This is a genomic window from Brevibacterium sp. LE-L, from assembly GCF_050214925.1.
GTDB lineage: Bacteria > Actinomycetota > Actinomycetes > Actinomycetales > Brevibacteriaceae > Brevibacterium.
Genome location: NZ_CP189759.1, coordinates 3074003 through 3094740 on the forward strand (window position 1 = coordinate 3074003; position 20738 = coordinate 3094740).

Consider the following 20738-nt stretch of genomic DNA (forward strand, 5'->3'; position numbering starts at 1 on the left):
CTCCGCTGTCTGGAATCAGCGCAACCGGGGCACTTTCGGCAGGGGCCAGGGACGCATCGTCGACGACGAGGTCAGTCACGCGGACGAAGACCACATCCCTGCCGCCGTTGCTGCGCGCTCCGCAGAGCCTTCGTGATACTTCGGCTCATTTCACCAGCGCCGTTGTCGCTCATGCACAGGACCAAGCCGTGACGAGCCCATCGTCGACCGAGAGCCCTCATGTGTCCGATGATCGTAAGGATGGGGACCTTGCAGCGCCAACGGGATCAGGTGCCGCTGAAACTACGGACGGAATCACGATTTCGGCATTGTCCGATGTCATCGATCTGCCGTCAGCGTCACCGAATGTCGTAGGAATCGCATTCGACGACGACGTTCGGGTCGAGTTCGAGATCAGAACTCACACGAATGGCCGCTGGTCCGGGTGGCAGCACCTGCATGCTTCGGATGCCGGGGAGGGCTCGCGCGGCACGGACCCCTACTACACCACTGATACAGACAGTATTCAGTTGCGTGTTCTCGGTGACGGCGGCAGTCCAGCCGATGCCAAGGTCGTCAGTGTCGCTTCGAAGAGGCACCCCGGCGATTCAGAACTGGTGGCAGAGAATGCGCCCAAGAGTTCGGAATCGGTTGATCGGGAGGTGTCGCAGCATGCCCACTCAATTGACCACGCCTCGGTACCACCTTGCACACGGACGGGCGGATGCACCTGTCCACTATGCGCAGCATCGGCGGCCAACGTGGCGAAGAACTCTGTTGTCCAGCCCGAAGTCGCTACCCGTAAAGACTGGGGTGCGAGCGAAAAACTGGTACGAAATTCTCCCACGATCGCGGACTCAGTCTCCGCCGCAGTGATCCATCACACCGATGGCAACAACGACTATGCCGCAGAGGATGTGCCTGCGATTCTACGAGGGATCCAGTCGTTTCACATCACGGGTCGAGGGTGGTCGGACATCGGCTACAACATGCTCGTCGACAAATACGGAAGACTCTGGGAGGGGCGCGCAGGCGGGGTAAAGAAGGCCGTAGTCGGCGCTCACGCCGCCGGGTACAACACAGGATCGTTCGGCATTTCCGTGCTCGGCGACTATGACAAGAAGGCACCGCCCCAGCGCACTCTTGATGCGGTCGCGGAGGTGGTCGGGTGGAAGCTGTCCTTGAGCGGGGTGAAAGCGGGTGGCTCGACATCACTAGCCGGGGAGGAGATGAAAGCGATTGTCGGACATCGCGACGTTGGCCAAACAAGCTGTCCCGGCGACGGGTTCTACGCCAAATTCGACTCGATCCGTCAGGCCGCCGATGACTACCAAACTGGGAAGAAGGCGGGCGCGGGCGAAGAGGATGAGAACAAGGACGAATCTGACAGACAGCCTGACCTTGTCCCCGGCGTCATCGATAGCAACGCTCGTGATGCACGAACCTGAACGCAAAAACTGTGAAGAACCCAAGCAAACGGGCTGACGATCGGACGGACAGAACAGTTTGGTAATCTTCGACCATGTCCGTCACTGAACTCTCTGACAGCGCCCAAAACTATCTGAAAGCACTTTGGAGTTTGGGCGAGTGGTCTGATGCTCCCGTCACGACCACCGCGCTTGCCCAGAAGGTTGGGGTCAGGCAGTCAACGACATCCGACGCGATTCGCAAACTCTCGGACGAGGGGCTCGTCGCGCACACGCCGTACGGGTCAATTGCTCTGACGGCACAAGGTCGAGTCTATGCCCTTGCGATGGTCCGTCGTCACCGCCTCATCGAGACCTTCCTCGTCGAGGTCCTCGGATACACCTGGGACCAGGTGCATAACGAAGCCGAGACCCTCGAACATGCGGTGTCAGACTTCATGGTCGACCGTATCGCCGAACATCTCGACCACCCCGATCGCGACCCTCACGGAGACCCCATTCCAGCTGCAGACGGAACCATTGATCGCCCGGCTGCGATCCCATTGACACACGTCGGAACGGGAAGCCGAGTCCGTGTCGAGCGGATTTCGGATTCCGATCCCAACCTTTTGCAGTTTCTGGCTGAGTACGGCATTCATGTCGGATCGTATTTCAGCACCGAAGCGGGTCCTCCATTCTCTGATTCTATTGTGATTCACCTTGAGGGAGGCAATGGAGCTGGCGTGACGCTCGGGCGCACGGCCAGCGACGCCATGTGGGTATCCCCGTGCTCTGCTGCGTGAGTTGTCGTAAGAACGGCGCTACTGAATTGTTGAAGTTGCGTAGACATACTCGGAGGCATCGTCGCTGAGGACTACAACGTTATCGTCTGGCTCCAATGTGAGACTGCTCTGGCCATCAGGGTGTTTCTCGAGGGTGATGTGGGTGCCCGGAAGGATGTTCTTCCGCTCCAGTTCGAAGAGTAGATGCTCAGGGGCGCGTCCAATTCTCGAAACTTGAAGTAGGTGAGCAGTCGGGAGAGCGGCGAGAGGTTCGCCGTCTCCCGGTCGCAGATCGTCTACCTTTGTTGGTATTCGGTTGCCATAGGGATCGAGCTCGGGGCTGCAGGCAAGAGCAGCCATCGTCTCCACGACATCGGAGCTCAGTGCCATTGCCATCACCGATGCCTCTTTCAATACGCGGTGCCCCTCTGTGTCAGCCTTAGATGAGACACCCGGATGGTCCGGTTTGGTGTCGTAGAGGGCGGGAGGAGGTATCCCCGCGATGAACACAACGATGACAACTCCGATCGAGTCGAGGCATTCTGGGGGTATGGATGAAGTCCCTGACCCGCAGGTCCCGCCCAAGGCCTGCCGGCGTCGCTACAGCGCGAAGTACAAGGCCGAGATCCTGGCAGAGTACGAGAATGCGGACCGCGAAGGCAGAGGCGCGTTGCTGCGCCGGGAGGGCTTGTATACCTCGCTGATCAGCGCCTGGCGAGACCAGCGCGACCGCGGAGCCAAAGAGGCACTGGGTCGCTCCGGGGGCGCGGCACCGGCCACAGCAGCCCAGAAGGAAGCCGCGCGGTTGCGGAAGGAAAATGAGCGGTTGCGGTCGGATCTGGACAAGGCCGAGGCGGTGATCGAGGTCCAGGGAAAACTCTCAGCGCTGCTGGACCAGTTCTCGACCAGCAGCAACGACAAGCCCGAGAAGCGATGATCGACGAGACGATCACCGAGCTCACCGAGCTGGTGGGCACCAAAGCAGCCTGCCGGGCGGTGGGACGGTCTCGGGCCACCCACTACCGCCGCCATCGCCAGTCCCCGGCACCGCCGCGTCAGCGCCGCGAGCCGGCCCGGCAGCCGCGGGCCCTGACCGAAGCCGAGGAGGCCGAGGTCTTCGCGGTCTTGCACTCGCAGCGGTTCGTGGACATGGCCCCGGCCGAGATTCACGCGGTCCTGCTCGATGAGGGTGTCTACCTGTGCTCGGTCTCGACGATGTATCGCCTGCTACGCCGCCGCGGCGAGGTCCGTGAGCGACGCCGCCAGGCCACGCACCCGCCCCGGGTCAAGCCCGAACTCGCAGCTGAGGGCCCGAATCAGGTGTGGTCGTGGGATATCACGAAGCTCCACGGTCCGGTGAAGTGGACGTACTACTACCTGTACTCGATCATCGATATCTTCTCCCGCTACACGGTGGGATGGATGGTCGCCCCCGCCGAGTCGGCGGCGCTGGCCGAAAAGCTGCTGGGCGAGACCATCGCCAAGCAGGACGTGGACCGTGATCAGCTGACCATCCACGCGGACAACGGCTCCTCGATGGCCTCGAAACCGGTCGCGTTCCTGCTGGCCGACCTGGGCGTGACCAAGACGCATTCCCGCCCCCACTGCTCCAACGACAACCCGTACTCAGAGTCGCAGTTCAAGACGTTGAAGTATCGGCCCGAGTTCCCCGAGAAGTTCGGCTCGATCGAGGACGCCAGAGCGTTCTGCAGCAAGTTCTACCGCTGGTACAACACCGTCCACCGCCACTCCGGGATCGGCATGCACACCCCGATCGACGTCCACCACGGCTACGCCGCCGAGATCCGGGACCACCGCGCCAGCGTCCTCGAGAAGGCCTATATGGCCCACCCCGAGCGGTTCGTCCGCCACCACCCAGTCCCGCCGGCATTGCCCACCACAGCCTGGATCAACCCGCCCGACCAGGACGAGAAGACCCCGCCAGCAAACTCAACGACGAAGCTCAGCAAGTGACCCAAAAAGGTTGACAGGTTCCGTGCCATGGAACACTGAGAATCGTAAAGAGGTGGCAGCGGCAAATTCTTTCTGCGCGCACAGCCGACAGCGCCCTGCACGCGCCGGCCTCGGTCAATGAAAGTGGCCCATAATGCTCCTGCCTGACCAAATTGTGACTGGCGAGGACTCGAAGGTACTGAGTCACTGCAGGCCGACTGCGTTGCAGAGTCTCGGCAAGCTGGGCCCGGGTCATGGACTTGTTTTTCGACTCCTCCAGCTCCCAGAGACCGCGGAGGTACTCGTCGATCACGGAACTTGAGCCTCTGCCGAGTGCCGCTTCCACTGGTCGTTGGTCCGGCGATGTTGCCGCGACTTGGCGATCAGCCCGTGGCTGGGGCTGAACAGGTAAACACCGGTGAAGACGACACCTTGGACAAGCACAACTAGACCGCCAGATGAGGCATCCAACCAGTAACTCAGGTAGATCCCTAGCACCGAGGACAACGCCGACATGATGGGCGCGATGAGGAGCATTCGATTGAATCTATCGGTGAGAAGGTGGGCGGTCGCTCCTGGAATGATGAGCATCGCCACGACCAGGATGACACCGACAACCTGAAGTGCTACCACTGTCGTCAGAGCAAGGAGTGCAAGCAGCAGCGCTCCGAGAACCCGCGGCGACAGGCCGATTGCGTAAGCGTGAGTCGGATCAAATGCGTACAGAGTCAGGTCGCGGCGCTTGGCAATCAGGACGGCGAACGCGATGACAGCAAGCAGCGCAATCTGTCGAAGGTCCGAAGTCGAAACGCCGAGGATGTTGCCGAAGATGATGTGATTGAGGTCGGTGTGACTCGGCGTCGTCGAGATCAGCACTAGCCCCAGGGCAAACAGGGTCGTAAAGACGATGCCGATGGCAGCGTCTTCCTTGATCCGACTAGTTCCTCGAAGAATGCCGATCGCTGCGACTGCGATGAATCCGAAAACCAGCGCACCGGCGGCGAAGGGGATCCCTGCGATGTAGGCAATGACGACCCCGGGAAGAACTGCGTGCGAAACAGCGTCACCCATCAGAGACCAGCCGACCAGGATCAGCCAGCACGATAAGAGTGCGCAGACGATTGCAGCGAGCACTGTGGTGGTCAGTGCTCTGATCATGAATTCGTAGTGGAGTGGTTCGATGACGAGACTGTAGAGGTTCATTCGGATTCTTCTGCCCTTCGAATGTCGAGACCAAATGCCAGTGAGAGGTTCTCGGGGCGCAGAGCATCGGCGACAGGACCTTGAAAGAGGATTGACTGCAGCAAAAGGATTGCCTCATCAGCCAGTTGTGGCAGAGCATGCAGATCGTGAGTGGAGATGAGCACGCAGTGCCCCTCATCGGCGAGTTCACGCAGCAGTTGAACGATGGTCGATTCGCTGCTCTTATCTACCCCAGCGAAGGGTTCATCAAGCAATAGCACGTTGGCTCCTTGCGCAAGTCCACGAGCGACAAATGTGCGTTTCTTCTGCCCACCAGACAACTGTCCGATCTGTCGAGAACCGAAGGTCTTGGACTGTGTCAAGTTGTTTCGACAGGAGAACACTATTTCCTCAAGCAGCCCGGTCGGCTGCCGATGATTCCGTCTCGGTGCGATCGAAGAACGACTCCATCGCCCGGGCAGGGATCTCATAGCCCAACGCCGAGTGACGCCTCTTCCGGTTGTAGAACACCTCGATATACTCCGCGACCGCCAGCCGTGCCCTTGCGCGAGTAGCGAATCGCTGACGATGGAACATCTCATTCTTCAACGAAGCGAAAAACGCCTCCGCGACCGCGTTGTCCCAACACACCCCAGTCCTGCCCACTGACAAGCGAACCTGCATCAATCGTGCGACTTCCGCATACTCCGCAGAGGTGTACTGGCTGCCTCGATCCGAATGCGCTATTGCGCCCTCGGCAACGTATCCGCCCTGGTAGGCGACCTTAAGAGCATCGATGATCAGACTCGTGCGCATATGCTTCGCCGTCGCCCACCCCACCACCATCCGGGTCGTGAGATCGATGACCGTGGCCAGGAACAACCACCCCTCACCCGTCTTCAGATAAGTGATGTCGCTGACCAGATGCGTCGTGGGTACCGGCGGGTTGAACTCCCGCCGCACCAGATCCGCCCTGTCCTGGGCATCGGCGGCAGGGATCGTGGTTCGCTTCGTTGCCCGGGGTTGGACACCCGCGATCCCGAGCTCGCGCATGATCGCAGCGACCAACCCCAGCGAAACGGTGATCCCTTCGGCTGCGAGATCCTTGTGGATCCGGCGAATGCCGTAGACCTTGTTCGACGCCAACCACAGGGCGTAGACCCGGTCGGCGACGATCTGGCGGCGACCACGCCTGGACTCAGGGTCCGGTTCGGTGTCCTGCCGGTTCTTCCACGCATAGTAGCCGGTGCGCTCAATTCCCAGAATCTGGGTCATCAAGGTGACGGGGAAGGCGCCTTCTTCGGTGTGGATCAGCTCGTACTTCGCGCTCACGGCTGTTCCTTCGCGAAGAAGGCCGCGGCTTTTTTCAAGAACGCGTTCTCCTGCTTCAAACGAGCGATTTCCTTGGCCATCTCGGCCGGGTCATCACTGTTGGCGTCGGGAGCGCGTCGAGCTGATCCGGAGCCGGTTCCTTCAGTGCCAGTGGCCTTCGCGACCCACCGGCCCAGCGTCGACTCGTTGATGTCGAGGTCGCGGGCGACTTCGGCTCGGGACTTCCCGAGGTCGGTGACCATCGCGACGGCGTCGGCCTTGAACTCCGAGGTGAACTCTCTGCGGGGCCGCCGCGGGGATTGGTTGGTAGTCATGTGCAGCAGTTTCCTTTCATCGGGTTCTGCTGTCTACTCAAATCATGACACCCCATCTGGAGCCCGACGCGTTCTAGTGCCTGTTCGACCACTTGACGATCCGCCGACGTGGGCTTTCGAGTGAATCCTTGATGCGCGTAGCGGCCCATCATGACGACATCGCGGACGCTGACGGGGAACGTCCAGTCAACATCCTCACTTTGTGGCACGTATCCCAGCAAGCCTTCTTTGCGTGCTTGCGTCGGTGTCCTGCCGTTGATCGATACGGTGCCTTGAACCGGGCGGGTCAGTCCCATGATCGTTTTGAACAGAGTGGACTTCCCCGACCCGTTCATTCCGATCAGACCTGTCACGGAACCGAACTCCACTCCGAGACTGACATCCTCCAGTGCCCTGACGTCGCCGTATTGCACTGTGACACCGTCAGCACGGATTGCTGAAGTCACTTGTTCCCACCCGTCAGAGCTTCAGTGATGGTGTCAGCGTCGTGCTTAATGAGCTCAAGGTATGTTGGCACAGGTCCGTCCGCTTCTGAAAGCGAGTCGACATACAGTGTCCCGCCAAACTCCGCGCCGGTGGCGTCAACGACTTGTCGCATTGGTTTGTCCGAGACGGTGGACTCACAGAATACTGCGGGAACGTCATTGTCCTTGACGAACTCGATAGTGGAGGAAATCTGCTGCGGGGTTGCCTCCTGCTCCGCATTCACAGGCCAGATGTAGCGCTCGTCGAGATCCGCGTCCCGGGCGAGGTAGGAGAAAGCGCCCTCACACGTGACGAGGGCTCGTTCTTTGTCTGGCAGTGTCGACAGCTCACCGACAAGGTCATCCTGAACGGTTTGAAGTTCGTCTTTGTACGACTCTCCATTGGACTGAAAGTCGGCGGCGTGATCTGGATCCAGCTCGCTGAAAGCATCGACCATGTTGTCGACATAGATTTGGACGTTGACAGGGCTCATCCATGCGTGGGGATTCGGCTTGCCCGCATAGGCGTCCTCGGAAATGTCGATTGGTTCGACACCCTCGGAAACGACTTCATGCGGGGCGTCGGTCTGTTCGACGAATTGCTCGAACCATGCCTCCAGATTCAGCCCATTGTCAAGAATCAAGTCGGCTTCTGACGCCTTGGCCACATCCTTGGGAGTGGGTTCATATCCATGGATCTCGGCACCGACTTTGGTGATCGATTCCACCTCCAGGTGTTCGCCGGCTACGTTGTCGGCAATATCGGCAAGGACGGTGAACGTCGTCAACACCTGAGGCTTACCTTCGGTCGACGACGACTCCGCGTTCCCAGCACCGCAACTTGTCAGGGCTAGCGCCGAGGCAGAGATCAGAGCGAGTTTCGACTTCAAATTGATTTGCATTCCCATCACTCATTTCTCGATTCATGTTCTCAAAAGCTCAGACTGCGACAGAGTGGGCTTTCAGCGTTTATATGACGGACTTCAAATCGCGCAGTATCGCAACCGGCGCCGGCGGCCCCGTTCATCGATACCTGAGAGTAGGTGGATGTTCCGCCCGGTGTGCGGCTTCTATGAAGTGGTCGATGTCCTCCGAGCGTGCGCTCCTGAGAAACAGGGACGTCAGACGAAAGAGGTATCCGAGCATCCGCTCGACGTCTGAGCACGTTCTCACTACTTCAAGAGCGCCATCGGTGTTGCCAGCGCGAAGTTCCTCGAACACGGTGATCGCTTCGATCCAGGTGCCCTGCGGTTGTGCACTCTCGTTCATCATCAATCCTTTCGGTTGGGGCACCGGACACTGAGTCGCGCTTGAAGTTTGGTACGCCGAATCTATAGTATCGGTGTACCGAATTACGAAAAGCACGGCAGGGAAACCTCAGAAGCCTCAACTGAGGTACGCGCAGAAGGCTTGGCAAAAAGAGTTTCTAGTTCTAGGAGGGCTGTAGTGGTGCATGGACCGCGGCCACAGACGACCTATCCGATCCGAGAGCTGCACGAGGGTGAATCGCCGGACCTGGTGTATTTCTCCAGCGTCTCGGAGAACACCCGTCGATTCGTCGATAAGCTCGACCGTCCTGCCGTACGCATACCGTTGCGCCCACGCTTGGAGGGCATGATTCGGGTGGCATGCCCCTTCGTCTTGGTCGTGCCGACCTACGGCGGCGGGGAACAGGCGGGTGCGGTTCCGAAGCAGGTGATCGCCTTCCTGAACGACCCGGCCAACCGCGCTCTGCTGCGCGGGGTGATCACCGCGGGGAACACGAACTTCGGCGAGCATTACTGCCTGGCCGGGCCCATCATCGCGCGCAAGTGCCGCGTGCCGGAGCTCTACCGCTTCGAGCTGCTGGGAACCCAGCGCGACATCGACACCGTCAACACCGGCCTGTCCCGCTTCTGGGACCAGGTCAACAACGAGAGGACAACCGCATGACCACCATCGCCTCAGAGGTTCCCGTGCGCACCGGCATCGGAGCGCGGAAGGACTACCACGCGCTCAATGCCGAACTGAACCTGTTCGCCTCCGACGGCTCGATCCAGTTCGACAAGGACCGTCAGGCCGCCGCCGAGTACCTCCGCCAGCATGTGGTCCCGAACACCAAGGTCTTCTCCTCGGCGGCCGAGCGCCTGGAGTGGCTAGTGGACCACGATTACTACGAGTCCGAATTCCTGGCAGCCTACACCCCGGAATTTCTATGCGCACTGCACGAGCGCGCCCATTCCGTGGGGCACCAGTTCGCCACTTTCTTGGGAGCCTTCAAATTCTTCACCTCGTATGCTCTGAAAACCTTCGACGGCACCACCTATCTTGAAGGGTTCGAAGAACGGGTGGTCGCTACCGCGCTCTACCTCGGTCAGGGCGACGAGCAACTGGCCACCGGGCTGGTCGACGAGATGCTCTCCGGTCGCTTCCAGCCTGCGACGCCGACTTTCCTCAACGCGGGGAAGGCCCAGCGCGGAGAGCTGGTCTCCTGCTTCCTGCTGCGGGTGGAGGACAACTTAGAGTCCATCGGTCGCAGCGTGAACTCCGCCTTGCAGCTGTCCAAGCGTGGCGGGGGCGTGGCGCTGTTGCTGTCGAACCTGCGTGAGGTCGGTGCTCCGATCAAACGAATCGAGAACCAGGCCTCCGGCGTGGTGCCGGTGATGAAGATCCTCGAGGACTCGTTCTCCTACGCCAATCAGCTTGGCGCGAGGCAGGGCGCAGGCGCGGTCTACCTGCATGCCCACCACCCCGACATCCTGCGCTTCCTCGACACCAAGCGAGAGAACGCCGACGAGAAAATCCGCATCAAGACCCTCTCCCTGGGCGTAGTCATCCCGGATGTGACCTTCCAACTGGCCAAGGAGAACCGGGACATGCACCTCTTCAGCCCCTACGACGTGCAGCGCGAATACGGTACGCCGTTGTCAGACCTGTCGGTGAGCGACCACTATGACGAGCTCGTGGCGAACCCGCGGATTCGAAAGAACGCGGTCAGCGCCCGGGAGTTCTTCAAGACCCTCGCTGAGCTCCAATTCGAGTCCGGATACCCCTATGTGCTCTTCGAAGACACCGTCAACCGTGCCAATCCGCTGGCAGGTCACATCAACATGTCCAACCTCTGCTCCGAGATCCTGCAGACCAACACGCCTTCGACCTACGACTCCGCTATCGGGTACCAGGAAATCGGCCAAGACATCTCCTGCAACCTCGGCTCACTCAACATCGCTCAGGCCATGAACTCCTCGAACCTGGGGTCGACCGTGGAGACCGCGGTGCGGGCACTGACCAGTGTCTCCGACCAGACTAACGTCGATGCCGTCCCGTCCGTGGCGAACGGGAACGAGACCAGCCACGCAATCGGACTGGGCCAGATGAACCTGCACGGCTACCTCGCCTCCCAGCGCATCCACTACGGCAGCGAAGAAGGCATTGACTTCACTGACATCTACTTCCTTACCATCACCTATCACGCGATCCGCGCATCGAATCAAATCGCGATTGAGCGCGGGCAGACCTTCGCCGGATTCGAGGACTCGACCTACGCCGACGGCTCCTACTTCGACAAATACACCCAACATGACTGGCAACCCGCCACTCAGCGGGTGCGCGAACTATTCGCAGACGCAGGCGTGACCATCCCTTCCCGCGAGGACTGGGAACGGCTGCGCGAGTCGGTGAAACAGCACGGCATCTACAACGCCTACCTGCAGGCCGTCCCGCCCACCGGGTCGATCTCGTATGTGAACAACGCGACCGCTTCGATCCATCCGGTCGCGGCGAAGATCGAGATCCGCAAGGAGGGCAAGCTCGGCCGCGTCTACTACCCGGCCCCGCACATGAGTGATGACAACGTCGGCTTCTATCAAGACGCCTACGAGATCGGCTACGAGAAGATCATCGACACCTACGCCGCAGCAACCCGACACGTCGACCAGGGGCTCTCGCTCACCCTGTTCTTCCGCGACACTGCCACGACTCGCGACATCAACCGCGCGCAGATCTACGCGTGGCGCAAAGGCATCAAAACCCTCTACTACATCCGACTGCGCCAACCAGCACTCGAAGGTACCGAGATCGAGAACTGCGTCTCCTGCACACTCTGACCCAATCCAGCCCATACCTAAGGAACCCGCATGACGACCACTAACCCCACCCGCTCGCTCGCCGAGACCTCGGTGACCCCGCCCGCCTACCGCCACGACCCCGCGGCCCGGCTGCGACCGATCAATTGGAACCGCGTCGGCGACGAGAAGGACCTCGAGGTGTGGAACCGGCTCACCGCGAACTTCTGGCTGCCCGAGAAGGTGCCGCTGTCCAACGACATCCCCGCCTGGGGCCGGCTCACCGAGAAGGAACGAACTCTCACTATGCGGGTCTTCACGGGGCTGACGATGCTTGACACGGTGCAGGCCACCGTCGGCGAGATCTGTCAGATCCAGGATGCTCGCACCGAACACGAAGAGGCCGTCTACACCAACATCGCGTTCATGCAGTCGGTGCACGCCCGGTCCTACTCTTCGGTGTTCTCCACCCTGACGAGCACTCCGGAGATCGACGACGCCTACCGGTGGGCCGTAAACAACGACCTGCTTCAGCAGCGGTGCAAAAAGGTACTGAAACACTACTACGGCAACGACCCGCTCAAACGGAAGGTCTCCTCTACTCTGCTGTCCTCACTGCTGCTCTACGCAGGGTTCTACCTGCCATTGCATTTCTCCGTGCACGCCACACTGACCAACACCGCAGACATGATCCGCCTCATCCTGCGGGATAAGGCCGTGCACGGCTACTACTCCGGCTACAAATATCAGCGCGGCATCGAGAATCAGGCATCTGAACGGCAGAACGAGATGCACGAGTTCACCTACGAGCTGCTTGAAGACCTCTACGAGCTAGAGCTCGCCTACTCAGGTGAACTGTACGAGCCGCTGGGGCTGATGGACGACGTGGCAGTGTTCGTACGCTACAACGCGAACAAGGCACTGATGAACCTCGGCTACCCTGCACGTTTCAGCCCGGGAGAGACCGAAGTCAATCCGGAAATCCTCGCCGCCCTGGCACCGAGCGCTGATGAAAACCACGACTTCTTCTCCGGGTCCGGATCCTCCTACGTCATCGGGAAGGGCGAAGACACCAGCGACGCCGACTGGGACTTCTGAGACCCGTCGACCGACCAACCTGTTCCCAAACGAAAGGCACCACATGACCAAGAACATCTCCGTGATCGTCGGCAGCCTGCGCCGCGGCTCCTACACGCGCAAGATCGCCCACGAGACCATCACATACTTCCCCGAGGGCTACAACGTGCAGATCGTCGAAATCCGCGACCTGCCGCTCTACGACTTCGACTATGACGACCCCGACGTCTCCGACAAACCAACCCCAGAGGCGTACACGCACTTCAGGGAGACTATTAAAGCCTCCGACGGTGTGTTATTCGTGACCGCTGAGAACAACCGCACTATCCCAGCCTGCCTGAAGAACGCCATCGACATCGGCTCCAAGCCCAACAGCGACGTCGCGTGGAAGAACCTCCCGGCCGGGATCATCAGCCATTCCGTCGGACGCATGGGCGGCTACAGCTCCCAGAAGAACCTCCGCCTGGCCCTGTCCTACTTCGACATGCCTACCCCTGGCCAACCGGAAGTGTTTCTCGGCCAGTCGCCGAGCTTGTTTGATGAGGACGGGGCTATCGCTGCTGAGACGACTGTGGAGTTCCTCCAGAACTACGTGCAACGGTTCACCGAGCTCGTTTACGCCCACCCGCGCGGGTGAAGGTAGATTCTGGCTCTGACGAGCTGGTACTCCCCACCGCCGTTGAAGACCTTTGTAGCCAGGAGGCCGTCGATAGTCCTCGCCACTCCTCGGGCCGGATCTGTCCCGGTAGTGGCGGTCCCGAACTTGATCGCACGGCGGGCAGAACCTTTCGATCCGAGCAATTGCCTATTCAACTACTTCAGGAAGCGATCACCTATGCCTTTGCGCGCACAGCATATCCGCACTGCTTTCCTTGACTACTACCAGGGACGCGGTCATACCGTCATTCCACGCAGTGGCCTCGTGGCGGAAGAAGATGGCACCACCTTGTTTACCGGCAGCGGCATGCAACCGTTAATGCCATACCTACTGGGTGAGCCGCACCCTTCGGGTCTGCGGCTGGCGAACTGCCAACCAGCAGTACGGGCACAGGACATGGTTGAAGTCGGCGACAATCGACACACTTCGTTCTTCGAAATGCTAGGGAATTGGAGCCTCGGTGACTACTTCAAAGAGCAGCAGATCCGCTGGTTCTTCGATTTCTTGACCCGCATTGTCGGGTTGGATCCCCACCGTTTGTATGTCACCGTGTTCGGCGGCGATGTTTCGGCACGTGTCCCACGTGACGAGGAAGCGGCGCAGATCTGGAAGCAAGTGTTCGCCGACGCCGGAATTGAAGCCCAGGTCGCGGTGATCGGGACCCAATCCGACGGGGACGCCCGTGGCATCAGTCCCGGGGAACGCATCTTCTTCTATGGCGACGAGGAAAACTGGTGGAGCCGAGGTAAGGGGCTGGCTGGCACTCCGGTTGGGGACCCTTGTGGGCCCGACAGTGAAGTATTCTTCGACTTCGGCCCTGAGCACCACGACCCGACCCATGGTCTGCCACATCCGGCTAGCGAAAGTGGTCGATTCATGGAGATCGGGAACCAGGTGTTTATGCAATATCAACGCCAACCCGACGGCACCTTCACCCAGCTGACTCACCGCAATGTCGACTTTGGTGGCGGCTTGGAAAGGATCACTGCGGCTGCGAACGACGACCCGGACATATTCCAAATCAGTGTCCTTCGCCCTATCATCGAACACTTGGAGAAGCTCAGCGGCCGCTCATACCGGGACGCGACAGTTGGCATGCGTGTGATTGCCGACCACCTGCGTGCAGCAGTGTTCATGATCGTGGCCGGGGTGCGGCCGGCGAACAAAGAACGCGGGTATGTGCTGCGCCGACTGGTACGTCGGGCGATCCGGTATGGGCAGGCAATCGGAATTCAAAAGCTCTTTCTGCCCACCACAGTTTCGGTAATCACCGTCCTCTACAATGACAATTATCCGGAACTAGACACGCAGCACAAGACGATCATGACGGTTTTGGAGAAGGAAGAACGCGTGTTCCTGCGCACGCTTCGCAAGGGCTTGGAGGAACTCCACCGACGAGGCCCAACGGGGATGACTGGGAAGGATATCTTCACCTTGTATGACACGTTCGGGTTCCCCACCGAACTCGCGGTGGAGGAAGTACTCCATTCTGGTTACAGCCTCTGTCCGCAATGGAGGGACACCTTTGACCGATATATGCAGCAACAGCGCGCTCGGTCCCGAACAACCGTTTCGCGCAAAGGCCCCGTCCAATGACTGACCTCAGGTTGGCGGTTGAACGATTGACGAAACTTTAGGCTCTCAAGCACCAGGTTTGATGGAGAGTTCTCTAATCATCGGGCGTGAACCCCTGGAAGTGGACACATCAATGTGTACTATCAGGCGGCAATGCCCATCATAAATGTGTAATCGACCTCGAAGTCAACCGGTGCTCGATAACCCAGACTCGAATGTCTCCGCCTCGAGTTGTATCGAACCAACCACCGAAACACCTCACGACGACACTCGAGGTCCGAGACCCACCGCTTCGCTCCTTGCAGCGTCTCCCGCTTCAACGCCGCGTTGACCGACTCCGCCAGGGCATTATCAGCACTCGACCCGACCCTGCCCATCGACTGGACCACCCCGAACCGACGACACATCGCCTGAAACGACGAGGACGTATATTGACGACCATGGTCGCTGAATATTCGGCTTCTTGGGCGCCACTGCGCTCGTCTTTGAGCGCCACCTGTCTTGGGTGTCGACCGGCGTCGTGAGCGCCCCCGAATATTCGACTTCAGCGCCACCTGTTTCTAGGCTCCTTCTACCGCGTGGCCACTCACGCGGTAGAAGGAGCAAAACGAATGGTACGCAAAATTAAAGCGAAGTTGGTGCTTCGCCTCCGATCTGAAGGACTCTCTCGCCGCCAGATTGCCGCTCAGGGCATGTCGAGACATTCCGTCGACGCCGTCATCGCTGCCGCTGACGCCGTGGGGCTGTCCTACGACGAGGCAGCCGGGATGCCGGATGCCGATGTCTACGCTCGATTGTTTCCTGGCCGTGGCCAGCATGAGAGTGTCTACGCCCAACCTGATTGGAGTGAAGTCCACCGCGAACTCGCGCGCGTCGGGGTCACGCTGAAACTATTGCATAGCGAGTACCGTGACGCCTGCGCCACCACAGACTCGCCGGCGATGGGCTATGACCGCTTCTGCAAGACCTACCAGCACCATGTGCTCGTTTCCGGCCTGGCCTCTCGAGTCGGACACAAGGCCGGCCAAAGCGTCGAAGTCGACTGGTCGGGCAAAACGATGACGCTTACCGACCCGGTCGCGGGGACACACACGAAAGTCTTTCTCTTCGTCGGTTGCCTGCCGTTCTCGCGCTACGCGTTTGTTGAACCGGCCCTGGATATGAAGCAGGACACCTGGCTGCGGGCGCATATAGCGATGTTCGACTGGTTCGGCGGCAGCGTGCCCCGGATCGTGCCCGACAACCTCAAGACCGGCGTGATCTCCCATCCTCGGGAAGGAGAGATCATCCTCAATGATGCCTATCGTGAGCTGGCTGCACACTATTCGGCAGCCGTCCTGCCGGGCCGAGTCAGGAAACCCAAGGACAAGGCCAGTGTTGAAAACACGGTCGGCAATATCGCCACCCAGGTCATCGCGGCACTGCGCGGACAGACCTTTCGAACACTGCCTCAGCTACGTGAGGCGATCTATGAACGAATGCGGGCCTACAACGCCCAACCGTTTCAGAAACGCCCTGGATCACGGGCATCGGTCTTCGACGCCGAGGAACGGCCCCTGCTGCGGCCGTTGCCGGCGGTTGCTTATGAGATCAGCCGCTGGATCTATGGGAGGAAAGTCCGCAAAGACGGGCACGTGGTGTTCGAGAAGAACTTCTACTCCGTGCCCTATGCGCATGTCGGTTCCAGCGTCGACTTACGGATCACGGAAACGACAGTCGAGATCTTCGACGGGCACACGCGGCTTTCGAGTCACCTGCTTCCGCTGGCAGGAGTCATCAACACCCATCACACACACGATGGCGACCTGCCCCATGGTGAGAGGTATCAACAATGGGACGGGCCTCGCGTGCGGGAATGGGCAGCTCGTATCGGACAAGACACGACGACGGTGATCAACCGGATCTTCGAGTCCGTGCCCGTTGAGGAACAGGGACTGAACGCGGCACTGGCAGTGCTGCGCCTGTCGCGCCGCTTCTCTCCTAAACGAGTCGAAGCCGCCGCTGGTATCGCGTTATCGGGTCGGATTCGATCACCACGGTATGCGCATTTGCGGCCGATTCTCGACAGTGGGCAAGACACGCCTTCCAGCAAGCGCAGACGAAGCCCTGAACCGTCCGGGCTGCCCGCTGCTGGACCAACGCCCACGGTCGGTTTCGTTCGTGGGCCAGACTACTACGCAGGAGGACAACGATGACTCGTCTCGATGACGAAACGAAACGGAAACTGCGTGAAATGGGGTCAACAAGCCTGCTGAGCGCACTCGATGCCCAAGACGACGCTCTCACCCTGGGAATGCCATTCGAAGAGCGCATCCAGCTCGCTGTCGATGACGCTCATGCTGCGTTCACCCATGCGAAAGTCGAGGGGCTCATCCGCCGGGCTGGACTGCGATATCCCGATGCGGATCTGCGTCGGATCGCGCTGATCGACCAGCGCGGCCTCGACCGTGACGTCATCGCTCAACTCGGAACCGCCTCGTTCATCACCCGGCAGCAAAACGTTGTGTTCCAGGGGTTCACCGGGTCTGGCAAGTCGTATCTGGGGTCGGCGCTGGCGAAGCAGGCCTGTCAGCATCGCTACCGTGCCTACTACATTCGCATGCCCGATCTTGAAGAATCGTGGGCCACTGCGCAGGACAAGCCGGGCGGTCGGGAGAAATGGTTACGCAAATACTCGGCGTTCACGCTGTTAGTCATCGATGAATGGTTGCTCGACGAACCCGATGACGATGTCCGTTCGATGCTGCTCGAGCTCCTTGAACGTCGTTACGATACGACATCGACGGTGTTCTGCACCCAGTATGCGAAGAAGGACTGGCATCAACGACTCGGGTCCGGTGTCCACGCGGATGCGATCATGGATCGTATCGTTCACAACACGATCTGGATCACGACTGGGGAGATGAACATGCGCGAACACATCAGTACAGCCACGCAGTGACCAATTGTCGGTGAGCGTCGGGTGACGGCCTGGCGCTCACCGCCACGACCCGGTGGCGCTGAAAGGCAATATCGGGTGGCGCTCAACCACAATAGTCAGTGGCGCTCACACCACCGAATACTCACATCTGGGTCCGAGATCGTCGTAGTCTTCGGCTTACGCAAGTGGATACCGACCATGCCGTTGTTCCGCATCAGGCGGGCAACCCGCTTACGGTTGACCGGCTCGTCCACGTGCGGGTCATCGGCGAGTTCGGCCGTGATCCGTCGGTACCCGTACGTGTGGTCCCAGAATTCGAAGTGGTGCTCAATCCGCTCGCACAGAGCATCATCAGCAGCCTGCCTGGCCGCCCGTGCCGGCCGGGAGGCACGCCACTTGTAAAAGCTTGAGCGCTGGATACCCAGCACGGAACACATCCGCTTCACCTCATGGGTGTTTCGATGGTCGTCAACGAACTGGAAACGGATCACCAGGTCGTCTCTGCCGCGAAATATTTCGTGGCTTTCCGCAGGATCGCTCGCTCTTCTTCCAGCCGCTCCACATCCGACCGCAGAGACCGCTTATCGGCCCGCAACGAATCGTTCTCGACCCGCAGGCGAGCCAGCTCTTCCTCGGGTGTCTCGGGCCGATCAGGCGAGCTCGTGGACACCTTGCCGGCTTCCTTCCGTGCTTGGAACACCCACGACTTGATCGCGCCACGGGAGATGCCAAGATCGGCCGCGACTTGGGAATAAGACATATCGGGATGAGTCTCGTACAGCGCGACGGCGTCGGCTTTGAACTCATCGGAGTACTTCTTCATTGGCATGGTTTCTACTCGCATTCTCCGGCCCATTATGGGCCAGACTCAGCGTGTCCACCACTCAGGGTTCATCCCCATCGGCTCGTGCACGAGCTACGCAGCCCGCGGCAGCGCACTGAAAAAGTCTGATCGGAACGCAGAGGGAGTCGCTACACCAAGTGCTCCGGTGAGGCCGGTACGTGTTGAACCAGTGCACCCGCTCCGCCGCGGCGAGCTCGACATCATCAATGCCTTTCCAGGCACCCTTGTTCCGGATGAGTTCGGCCGGCTCTTCCGGTTTCAGAGTGCGTAGCAGGGTCTCTGCACCCAGTGTGTCGGTGATGAATGAGAGGCGGGCCTTGGGTGATGATGGAAATTCTCCAAGATCCCTCACACCCAAGGCCCTGCCATGCAATCTACCTCCTCAGCCCAGTCGTGTCCTGTAGCCGATGTCATCTGCCGCACCCTCGAACTCGGCATCCACATCACCGGCGCGCACATCACCGATGACGACGTCACCGTCATCGAAGCCACACCACGAGAACCGGCGGGATTCTGCCCTGACTGCGGGGCGGAAGGACGACTGCGTGATCACGTCATCCGTCACCTGACAGACGTTCCCATCACCGGCCACCCGACCCGTTTGCACGTACGACTGCCGCGCTATCAGTGCGTTCACCCCCAGTGCCGGCGTTCGATCTTCCAGCACCCACTCGAAGCCGCCGAGCCCGGGGCGAAAACCACGAAACGCGCCACGACCTGGATCCTCAAACGCCTCATCCACGATCAGATGAGCATCCAAGCGATCAGCAAGGCACTCGGACTCGGCTGGGACCTCGTCAACCACTTGGCCATCAACGCGGCGAAGTCGCTGGTCTATGCAGATCCTGACCATCTGTCGGGCGTCCGGGTCCTGGGCATCGATGAGCACTGCTAGAAACACGTGCGCGGACAAGGCGAAGACTCTTTCGCGACGATCTTCGTCGACCTGACCCCGCTCATCGACGGAACCGGTCGAGCACGTCTGCTGGATGTGAAAGCTGGACGCTCCGCCAGAGTCGTGACCACATGGCTGAACGAGCGCTCCCCAGCATTCCGTGCCGGAGTCGAAGTCGTCACGATGGACGGGTTCGCCGGCTACCACACGGCGACTATGGAGTCGCTGCCGGAATCGACGCCGGTGATGGACCCGTTCCACGTCGTGCAGCTGGCCGGGCAGAAGCTCACTGCCTGCAGGCAACGCTTGCAGCAACAGATCCATGGACATCGTGGCCGGAAGAAGGATCTCCTGTACCGGGGGCGACGGACTCTGCTGACCCGCCGATCCCTGCTGAACAAGCGGGCAACAGACCGGCTGGAGCGGTTGTGGGCCGAGCATGATGACCACGTCGCGTTGGAAGTGACGTACCTGGTCTACCAGGACGTCATCGATGCGTACGAGCATCCCGATCGGAAGACGGGCAGGCGTCTCATGCAGGCAGTGATCGAGAGTCTGCGCAGAGGCCTGCCGAAAGGGCTTGAGGAGCTTGCTCAGCTGGGGAGGACGTTGTGGCGGAAGCAGGCTCAGGTGCTGGCGTTCTTCGACCGTGGAGGTGCGTCGAATGGGCCGGTCGAAGCGATCAACGGACGCCTCGAGCATCTGCGGGGCATTGGTCTGGGCTTCAGGAACTTCGAGCACTACGTGCTGCGCTGTCTGCTCCACTCCGGGCAGCTATCGGCCCGGGTCAACGCACTCTGAAACCGGAAGAGCCTCCAAATGGCACGAAACGCTCGTCACCTGTGCAACTCAGGGCCAATGTGATCTCAAGTGGACTGGACGAATACGCAGCCATCTTCATTCCAGGTGGCCATGGCGCGATGAACGTCATCCCATTCGACAAAGATGTCCAGACCGCACTGGATCACTTCCTGAACAACGACAAACTCATCATCACCCTATGCCATGGCCCCGCCTCTCTCCTGGCCGGGAGCATCGGCCGCGACTCCAACCCCTTCTCGGGGCACAAGATCACCGCCTTCCCGGACTCATTAGACTTCGGAGCGAACCTCGACATCGGCTACCTGCCCGGTGAGATGCCCTGGCGTCTGGGAGAGGCTCTGAAGAAAGAAGGCGTCGAAATCATCAATGACGACATGGCAGGCACGACCACCAGCGATCGCAACCTGCTCACCGGCGACAGTCCCTTGGCCGCTAACCAGTTAGGCAAGGATGCGGTGACCGCTTTGCTAGCCCGGTTCGGAAACTGACGAC

Annotated in this window: 19 protein-coding genes and 3 pseudogenes; 12 read left to right on the forward strand and 10 right to left on the reverse strand. The window is 60.1% G+C overall.

Annotated features, from left to right (window positions below):
* The first annotated feature begins 308 nt into the window (after window positions 1-308).
* Window positions 309-1427, forward strand: coding sequence for a peptidoglycan recognition protein family protein (locus tag ACQE2J_RS13925; RefSeq protein WP_167854514.1), 1119 nt, complete (start codon window positions 309-311; stop codon window positions 1425-1427).
* A 74-nt stretch (window positions 1428-1501) separates the two neighbouring features.
* Window positions 1502-2188 (forward strand): metal-dependent transcriptional regulator, encoded by a 687-nt coding sequence (locus ACQE2J_RS13930; RefSeq protein ID WP_029416765.1) that lies wholly within the window; start codon window positions 1502-1504, stop codon window positions 2186-2188.
* Between the two features lie 18 nt (window positions 2189-2206).
* On the opposite strand, the gene ACQE2J_RS13935 is transcribed toward ACQE2J_RS13930, so the two are convergent.
* A complete protein-coding gene (locus ACQE2J_RS13935) occupies window positions 2207-2563 on the reverse strand; it encodes a hypothetical protein (RefSeq protein WP_426936499.1) in 357 nt (118 codons plus the stop codon).
* Window positions 2564-2681: 118 nt separating this feature from the next.
* Between ACQE2J_RS13935 and ACQE2J_RS13940 the strand changes: the two genes are divergently transcribed.
* A protein-coding gene (locus ACQE2J_RS13940; protein ID WP_425120636.1) for an IS3 family transposase occupies window positions 2682-4141 on the forward strand; the annotation gives its coding sequence in 2 pieces (ribosomal slippage) (window positions 2682-3039 and window positions 3039-4141; 1461 coding nt in all).
* On the opposite strand, the gene ACQE2J_RS13945 is transcribed toward ACQE2J_RS13940, so the two are convergent.
* The 6 genes and pseudogenes from ACQE2J_RS13945 to ACQE2J_RS13970 all read right to left on the reverse strand — a co-directional run bounded on the left by ACQE2J_RS13945 (window position 4131) and on the right by ACQE2J_RS13970 (window position 8314).
* Window positions 4131-4376 (reverse strand): metal-dependent transcriptional regulator, encoded by a 246-nt coding sequence (locus ACQE2J_RS13945; RefSeq protein ID WP_426937521.1) that lies wholly within the window; start codon window positions 4374-4376, stop codon window positions 4131-4133. The genes ACQE2J_RS13940 and ACQE2J_RS13945 overlap by 11 nt on opposite strands.
* A gap of 53 nt (window positions 4377-4429) precedes the next feature.
* On the reverse strand, window positions 4430-5323 hold the full coding sequence (locus ACQE2J_RS13950; protein ID WP_009882354.1) for a metal ABC transporter permease: 894 nt from the start codon (window positions 5321-5323) through the stop codon (window positions 4430-4432).
* Entirely contained in the window at window positions 5320-5793 is a 474-nt protein-coding gene (locus ACQE2J_RS13955) for an ATP-binding cassette domain-containing protein (protein ID WP_426936500.1), read from the reverse strand. Before ACQE2J_RS13955 ends, ACQE2J_RS13950 begins: the two co-directional genes overlap by 4 nt.
* Window positions 5714-6948, reverse strand: a protein-coding gene (locus ACQE2J_RS13960; RefSeq protein WP_425120641.1) for an IS3 family transposase whose coding sequence is annotated in 2 segments (ribosomal slippage) — window positions 5714-6663 and window positions 6663-6948 — 1236 coding nt in all. Because the reading frame shifts where the segments join, the coding sequence is not laid out codon by codon here. Before ACQE2J_RS13960 ends, ACQE2J_RS13955 begins: the two co-directional genes overlap by 80 nt.
* 59 nt (window positions 6949-7007) lie before the next feature.
* Window positions 7008-7394, reverse strand: a pseudogene (locus ACQE2J_RS13965) (metal ABC transporter ATP-binding protein); the annotation flags it as partial.
* Complete coding sequence (locus ACQE2J_RS13970) at window positions 7391-8314, reverse strand: metal ABC transporter substrate-binding protein (protein ID WP_135542741.1); 924 nt, start codon at window positions 8312-8314, stop codon at window positions 7391-7393. The pseudogene ACQE2J_RS13965 and the gene ACQE2J_RS13970, both read right to left, overlap by 4 nt.
* Before the next feature lie 589 nt (window positions 8315-8903).
* On the opposite strand from ACQE2J_RS13970, the gene nrdI reads away from it, so the two are divergent.
* The 5 genes from nrdI (at window position 8904) to ACQE2J_RS13995 (ending at window position 14786) form a co-directional block, all read left to right on the forward strand.
* Window positions 8904-9344 carry a class Ib ribonucleoside-diphosphate reductase assembly flavoprotein NrdI gene (nrdI, locus tag ACQE2J_RS13975; RefSeq protein ID WP_426937522.1) on the forward strand — a complete coding sequence of 147 codons (441 nt, stop codon included), beginning with the start codon at window positions 8904-8906 and terminating at the stop codon, window positions 9342-9344.
* Complete coding sequence (nrdE, locus tag ACQE2J_RS13980) at window positions 9341-11497, forward strand: class 1b ribonucleoside-diphosphate reductase subunit alpha (protein ID WP_135542733.1); 2157 nt, start codon at window positions 9341-9343, stop codon at window positions 11495-11497. Before nrdI ends, nrdE begins: the two co-directional genes overlap by 4 nt.
* Before the next feature lie 30 nt (window positions 11498-11527).
* Window positions 11528-12553 (forward strand): class 1b ribonucleoside-diphosphate reductase subunit beta, encoded by a 1026-nt coding sequence (gene nrdF / locus ACQE2J_RS13985; protein WP_135542735.1) that lies wholly within the window; start codon window positions 11528-11530, stop codon window positions 12551-12553.
* 43 nt (window positions 12554-12596) lie between these two features.
* Window positions 12597-13169: an NADPH-dependent FMN reductase gene (locus ACQE2J_RS13990; RefSeq protein ID WP_135542737.1), complete on the forward strand. Its 573-nt coding sequence runs from the start codon at window positions 12597-12599 to the stop codon at window positions 13167-13169.
* Window positions 13170-13367: 198 nt separating this feature from the next.
* Window positions 13368-14786 (forward strand): alanine--tRNA ligase-related protein, encoded by a 1419-nt coding sequence (locus ACQE2J_RS13995; RefSeq protein WP_205683413.1) that lies wholly within the window; start codon window positions 13368-13370, stop codon window positions 14784-14786.
* A gap of 122 nt (window positions 14787-14908) precedes the next feature.
* On the opposite strand, the pseudogene ACQE2J_RS14000 reads toward ACQE2J_RS13995, so the two are convergent.
* Window positions 14909-15214: pseudogene (locus ACQE2J_RS14000) on the reverse strand (transposase); the annotation flags it as partial.
* Between the two features lie 162 nt (window positions 15215-15376).
* Between ACQE2J_RS14000 and istA the strand changes: the two are divergent.
* Entirely contained in the window at window positions 15377-16960 is a 1584-nt protein-coding gene (istA, locus tag ACQE2J_RS14005; RefSeq protein ID WP_426936501.1) for an IS21 family transposase, read from the forward strand.
* On the forward strand, window positions 16957-17706 hold the full coding sequence (locus ACQE2J_RS14010; protein WP_101555552.1) for an ATP-binding protein: 750 nt from the start codon (window positions 16957-16959) through the stop codon (window positions 17704-17706). Before istA ends, ACQE2J_RS14010 begins: the two co-directional genes overlap by 4 nt.
* A gap of 95 nt (window positions 17707-17801) precedes the next feature.
* On the opposite strand, the gene ACQE2J_RS14015 is transcribed toward ACQE2J_RS14010, so the two are convergent.
* On the reverse strand, window positions 17802-18176 hold the full coding sequence (locus tag ACQE2J_RS14015) for an IS3 family transposase (protein WP_426936502.1): 375 nt from the start codon (window positions 18174-18176) through the stop codon (window positions 17802-17804).
* Complete coding sequence (locus ACQE2J_RS14020) at window positions 18173-18508, reverse strand: transposase (RefSeq protein WP_167854519.1); 336 nt, start codon at window positions 18506-18508, stop codon at window positions 18173-18175. The genes ACQE2J_RS14015 and ACQE2J_RS14020 overlap by 4 nt, the downstream gene beginning before the upstream one ends.
* Window positions 18509-18896: 388 nt before the next feature.
* On the opposite strand from ACQE2J_RS14020, the pseudogene ACQE2J_RS14025 reads away from it, so the two are divergent.
* Window positions 18897-20225: pseudogene (locus ACQE2J_RS14025) on the forward strand (ISL3 family transposase).
* A gap of 41 nt (window positions 20226-20266) precedes the next feature.
* Window positions 20267-20734, forward strand: a complete 468-nt coding sequence (locus ACQE2J_RS14030; protein WP_240690148.1) for a DJ-1/PfpI family protein — start codon at window positions 20267-20269, stop codon at window positions 20732-20734.
* The last annotated feature ends 4 nt before the right edge of the window (window positions 20735-20738 follow it).

Coding starts and splice junctions, on each gene's coding strand:
- ACQE2J_RS13945 (WP_426937521.1), bottom strand. CDS start 4,376: ATGACCCGGGCCCAGCTTGCCGAGACTCTGCAACGCAGTCGGCCTGCA.
- istA (WP_426936501.1), top strand. CDS start 15,377: ATGGTACGCAAAATTAAAGCGAAGTTGGTGCTTCGCCTCCGATCTGAA.
- ACQE2J_RS13970 (WP_135542741.1), bottom strand. CDS start 8,314: ATGCAAATCAATTTGAAGTCGAAACTCGCTCTGATCTCTGCCTCGGCG.
- ACQE2J_RS14010 (WP_101555552.1), top strand. CDS start 16,957: ATGACTCGTCTCGATGACGAAACGAAACGGAAACTGCGTGAAATGGGG.
- ACQE2J_RS14020 (WP_167854519.1), bottom strand. CDS start 18,508: ATGAAGAAGTACTCCGATGAGTTCAAAGCCGACGCCGTCGCGCTGTAC.
- ACQE2J_RS13990 (WP_135542737.1), top strand. CDS start 12,597: ATGACCAAGAACATCTCCGTGATCGTCGGCAGCCTGCGCCGCGGCTCC.
- ACQE2J_RS13995 (WP_205683413.1), top strand. CDS start 13,368: ATGCCTTTGCGCGCACAGCATATCCGCACTGCTTTCCTTGACTACTAC.
- ACQE2J_RS13950 (WP_009882354.1), bottom strand. CDS start 5,323: ATGAACCTCTACAGTCTCGTCATCGAACCACTCCACTACGAATTCATG.
- ACQE2J_RS13935 (WP_426936499.1), bottom strand. CDS start 2,563: ATGGCAATGGCACTGAGCTCCGATGTCGTGGAGACGATGGCTGCTCTT.
- ACQE2J_RS13955 (WP_426936500.1), bottom strand. CDS start 5,793: ATGAGATCCCTGCCCGGGCGATGGAGTCGTTCTTCGATCGCACCGAGA.
- ACQE2J_RS13930 (WP_029416765.1), top strand. CDS start 1,502: ATGTCCGTCACTGAACTCTCTGACAGCGCCCAAAACTATCTGAAAGCA.
- nrdE (WP_135542733.1), top strand. CDS start 9,341: ATGACCACCATCGCCTCAGAGGTTCCCGTGCGCACCGGCATCGGAGCG.
- nrdF (WP_135542735.1), top strand. CDS start 11,528: ATGACGACCACTAACCCCACCCGCTCGCTCGCCGAGACCTCGGTGACC.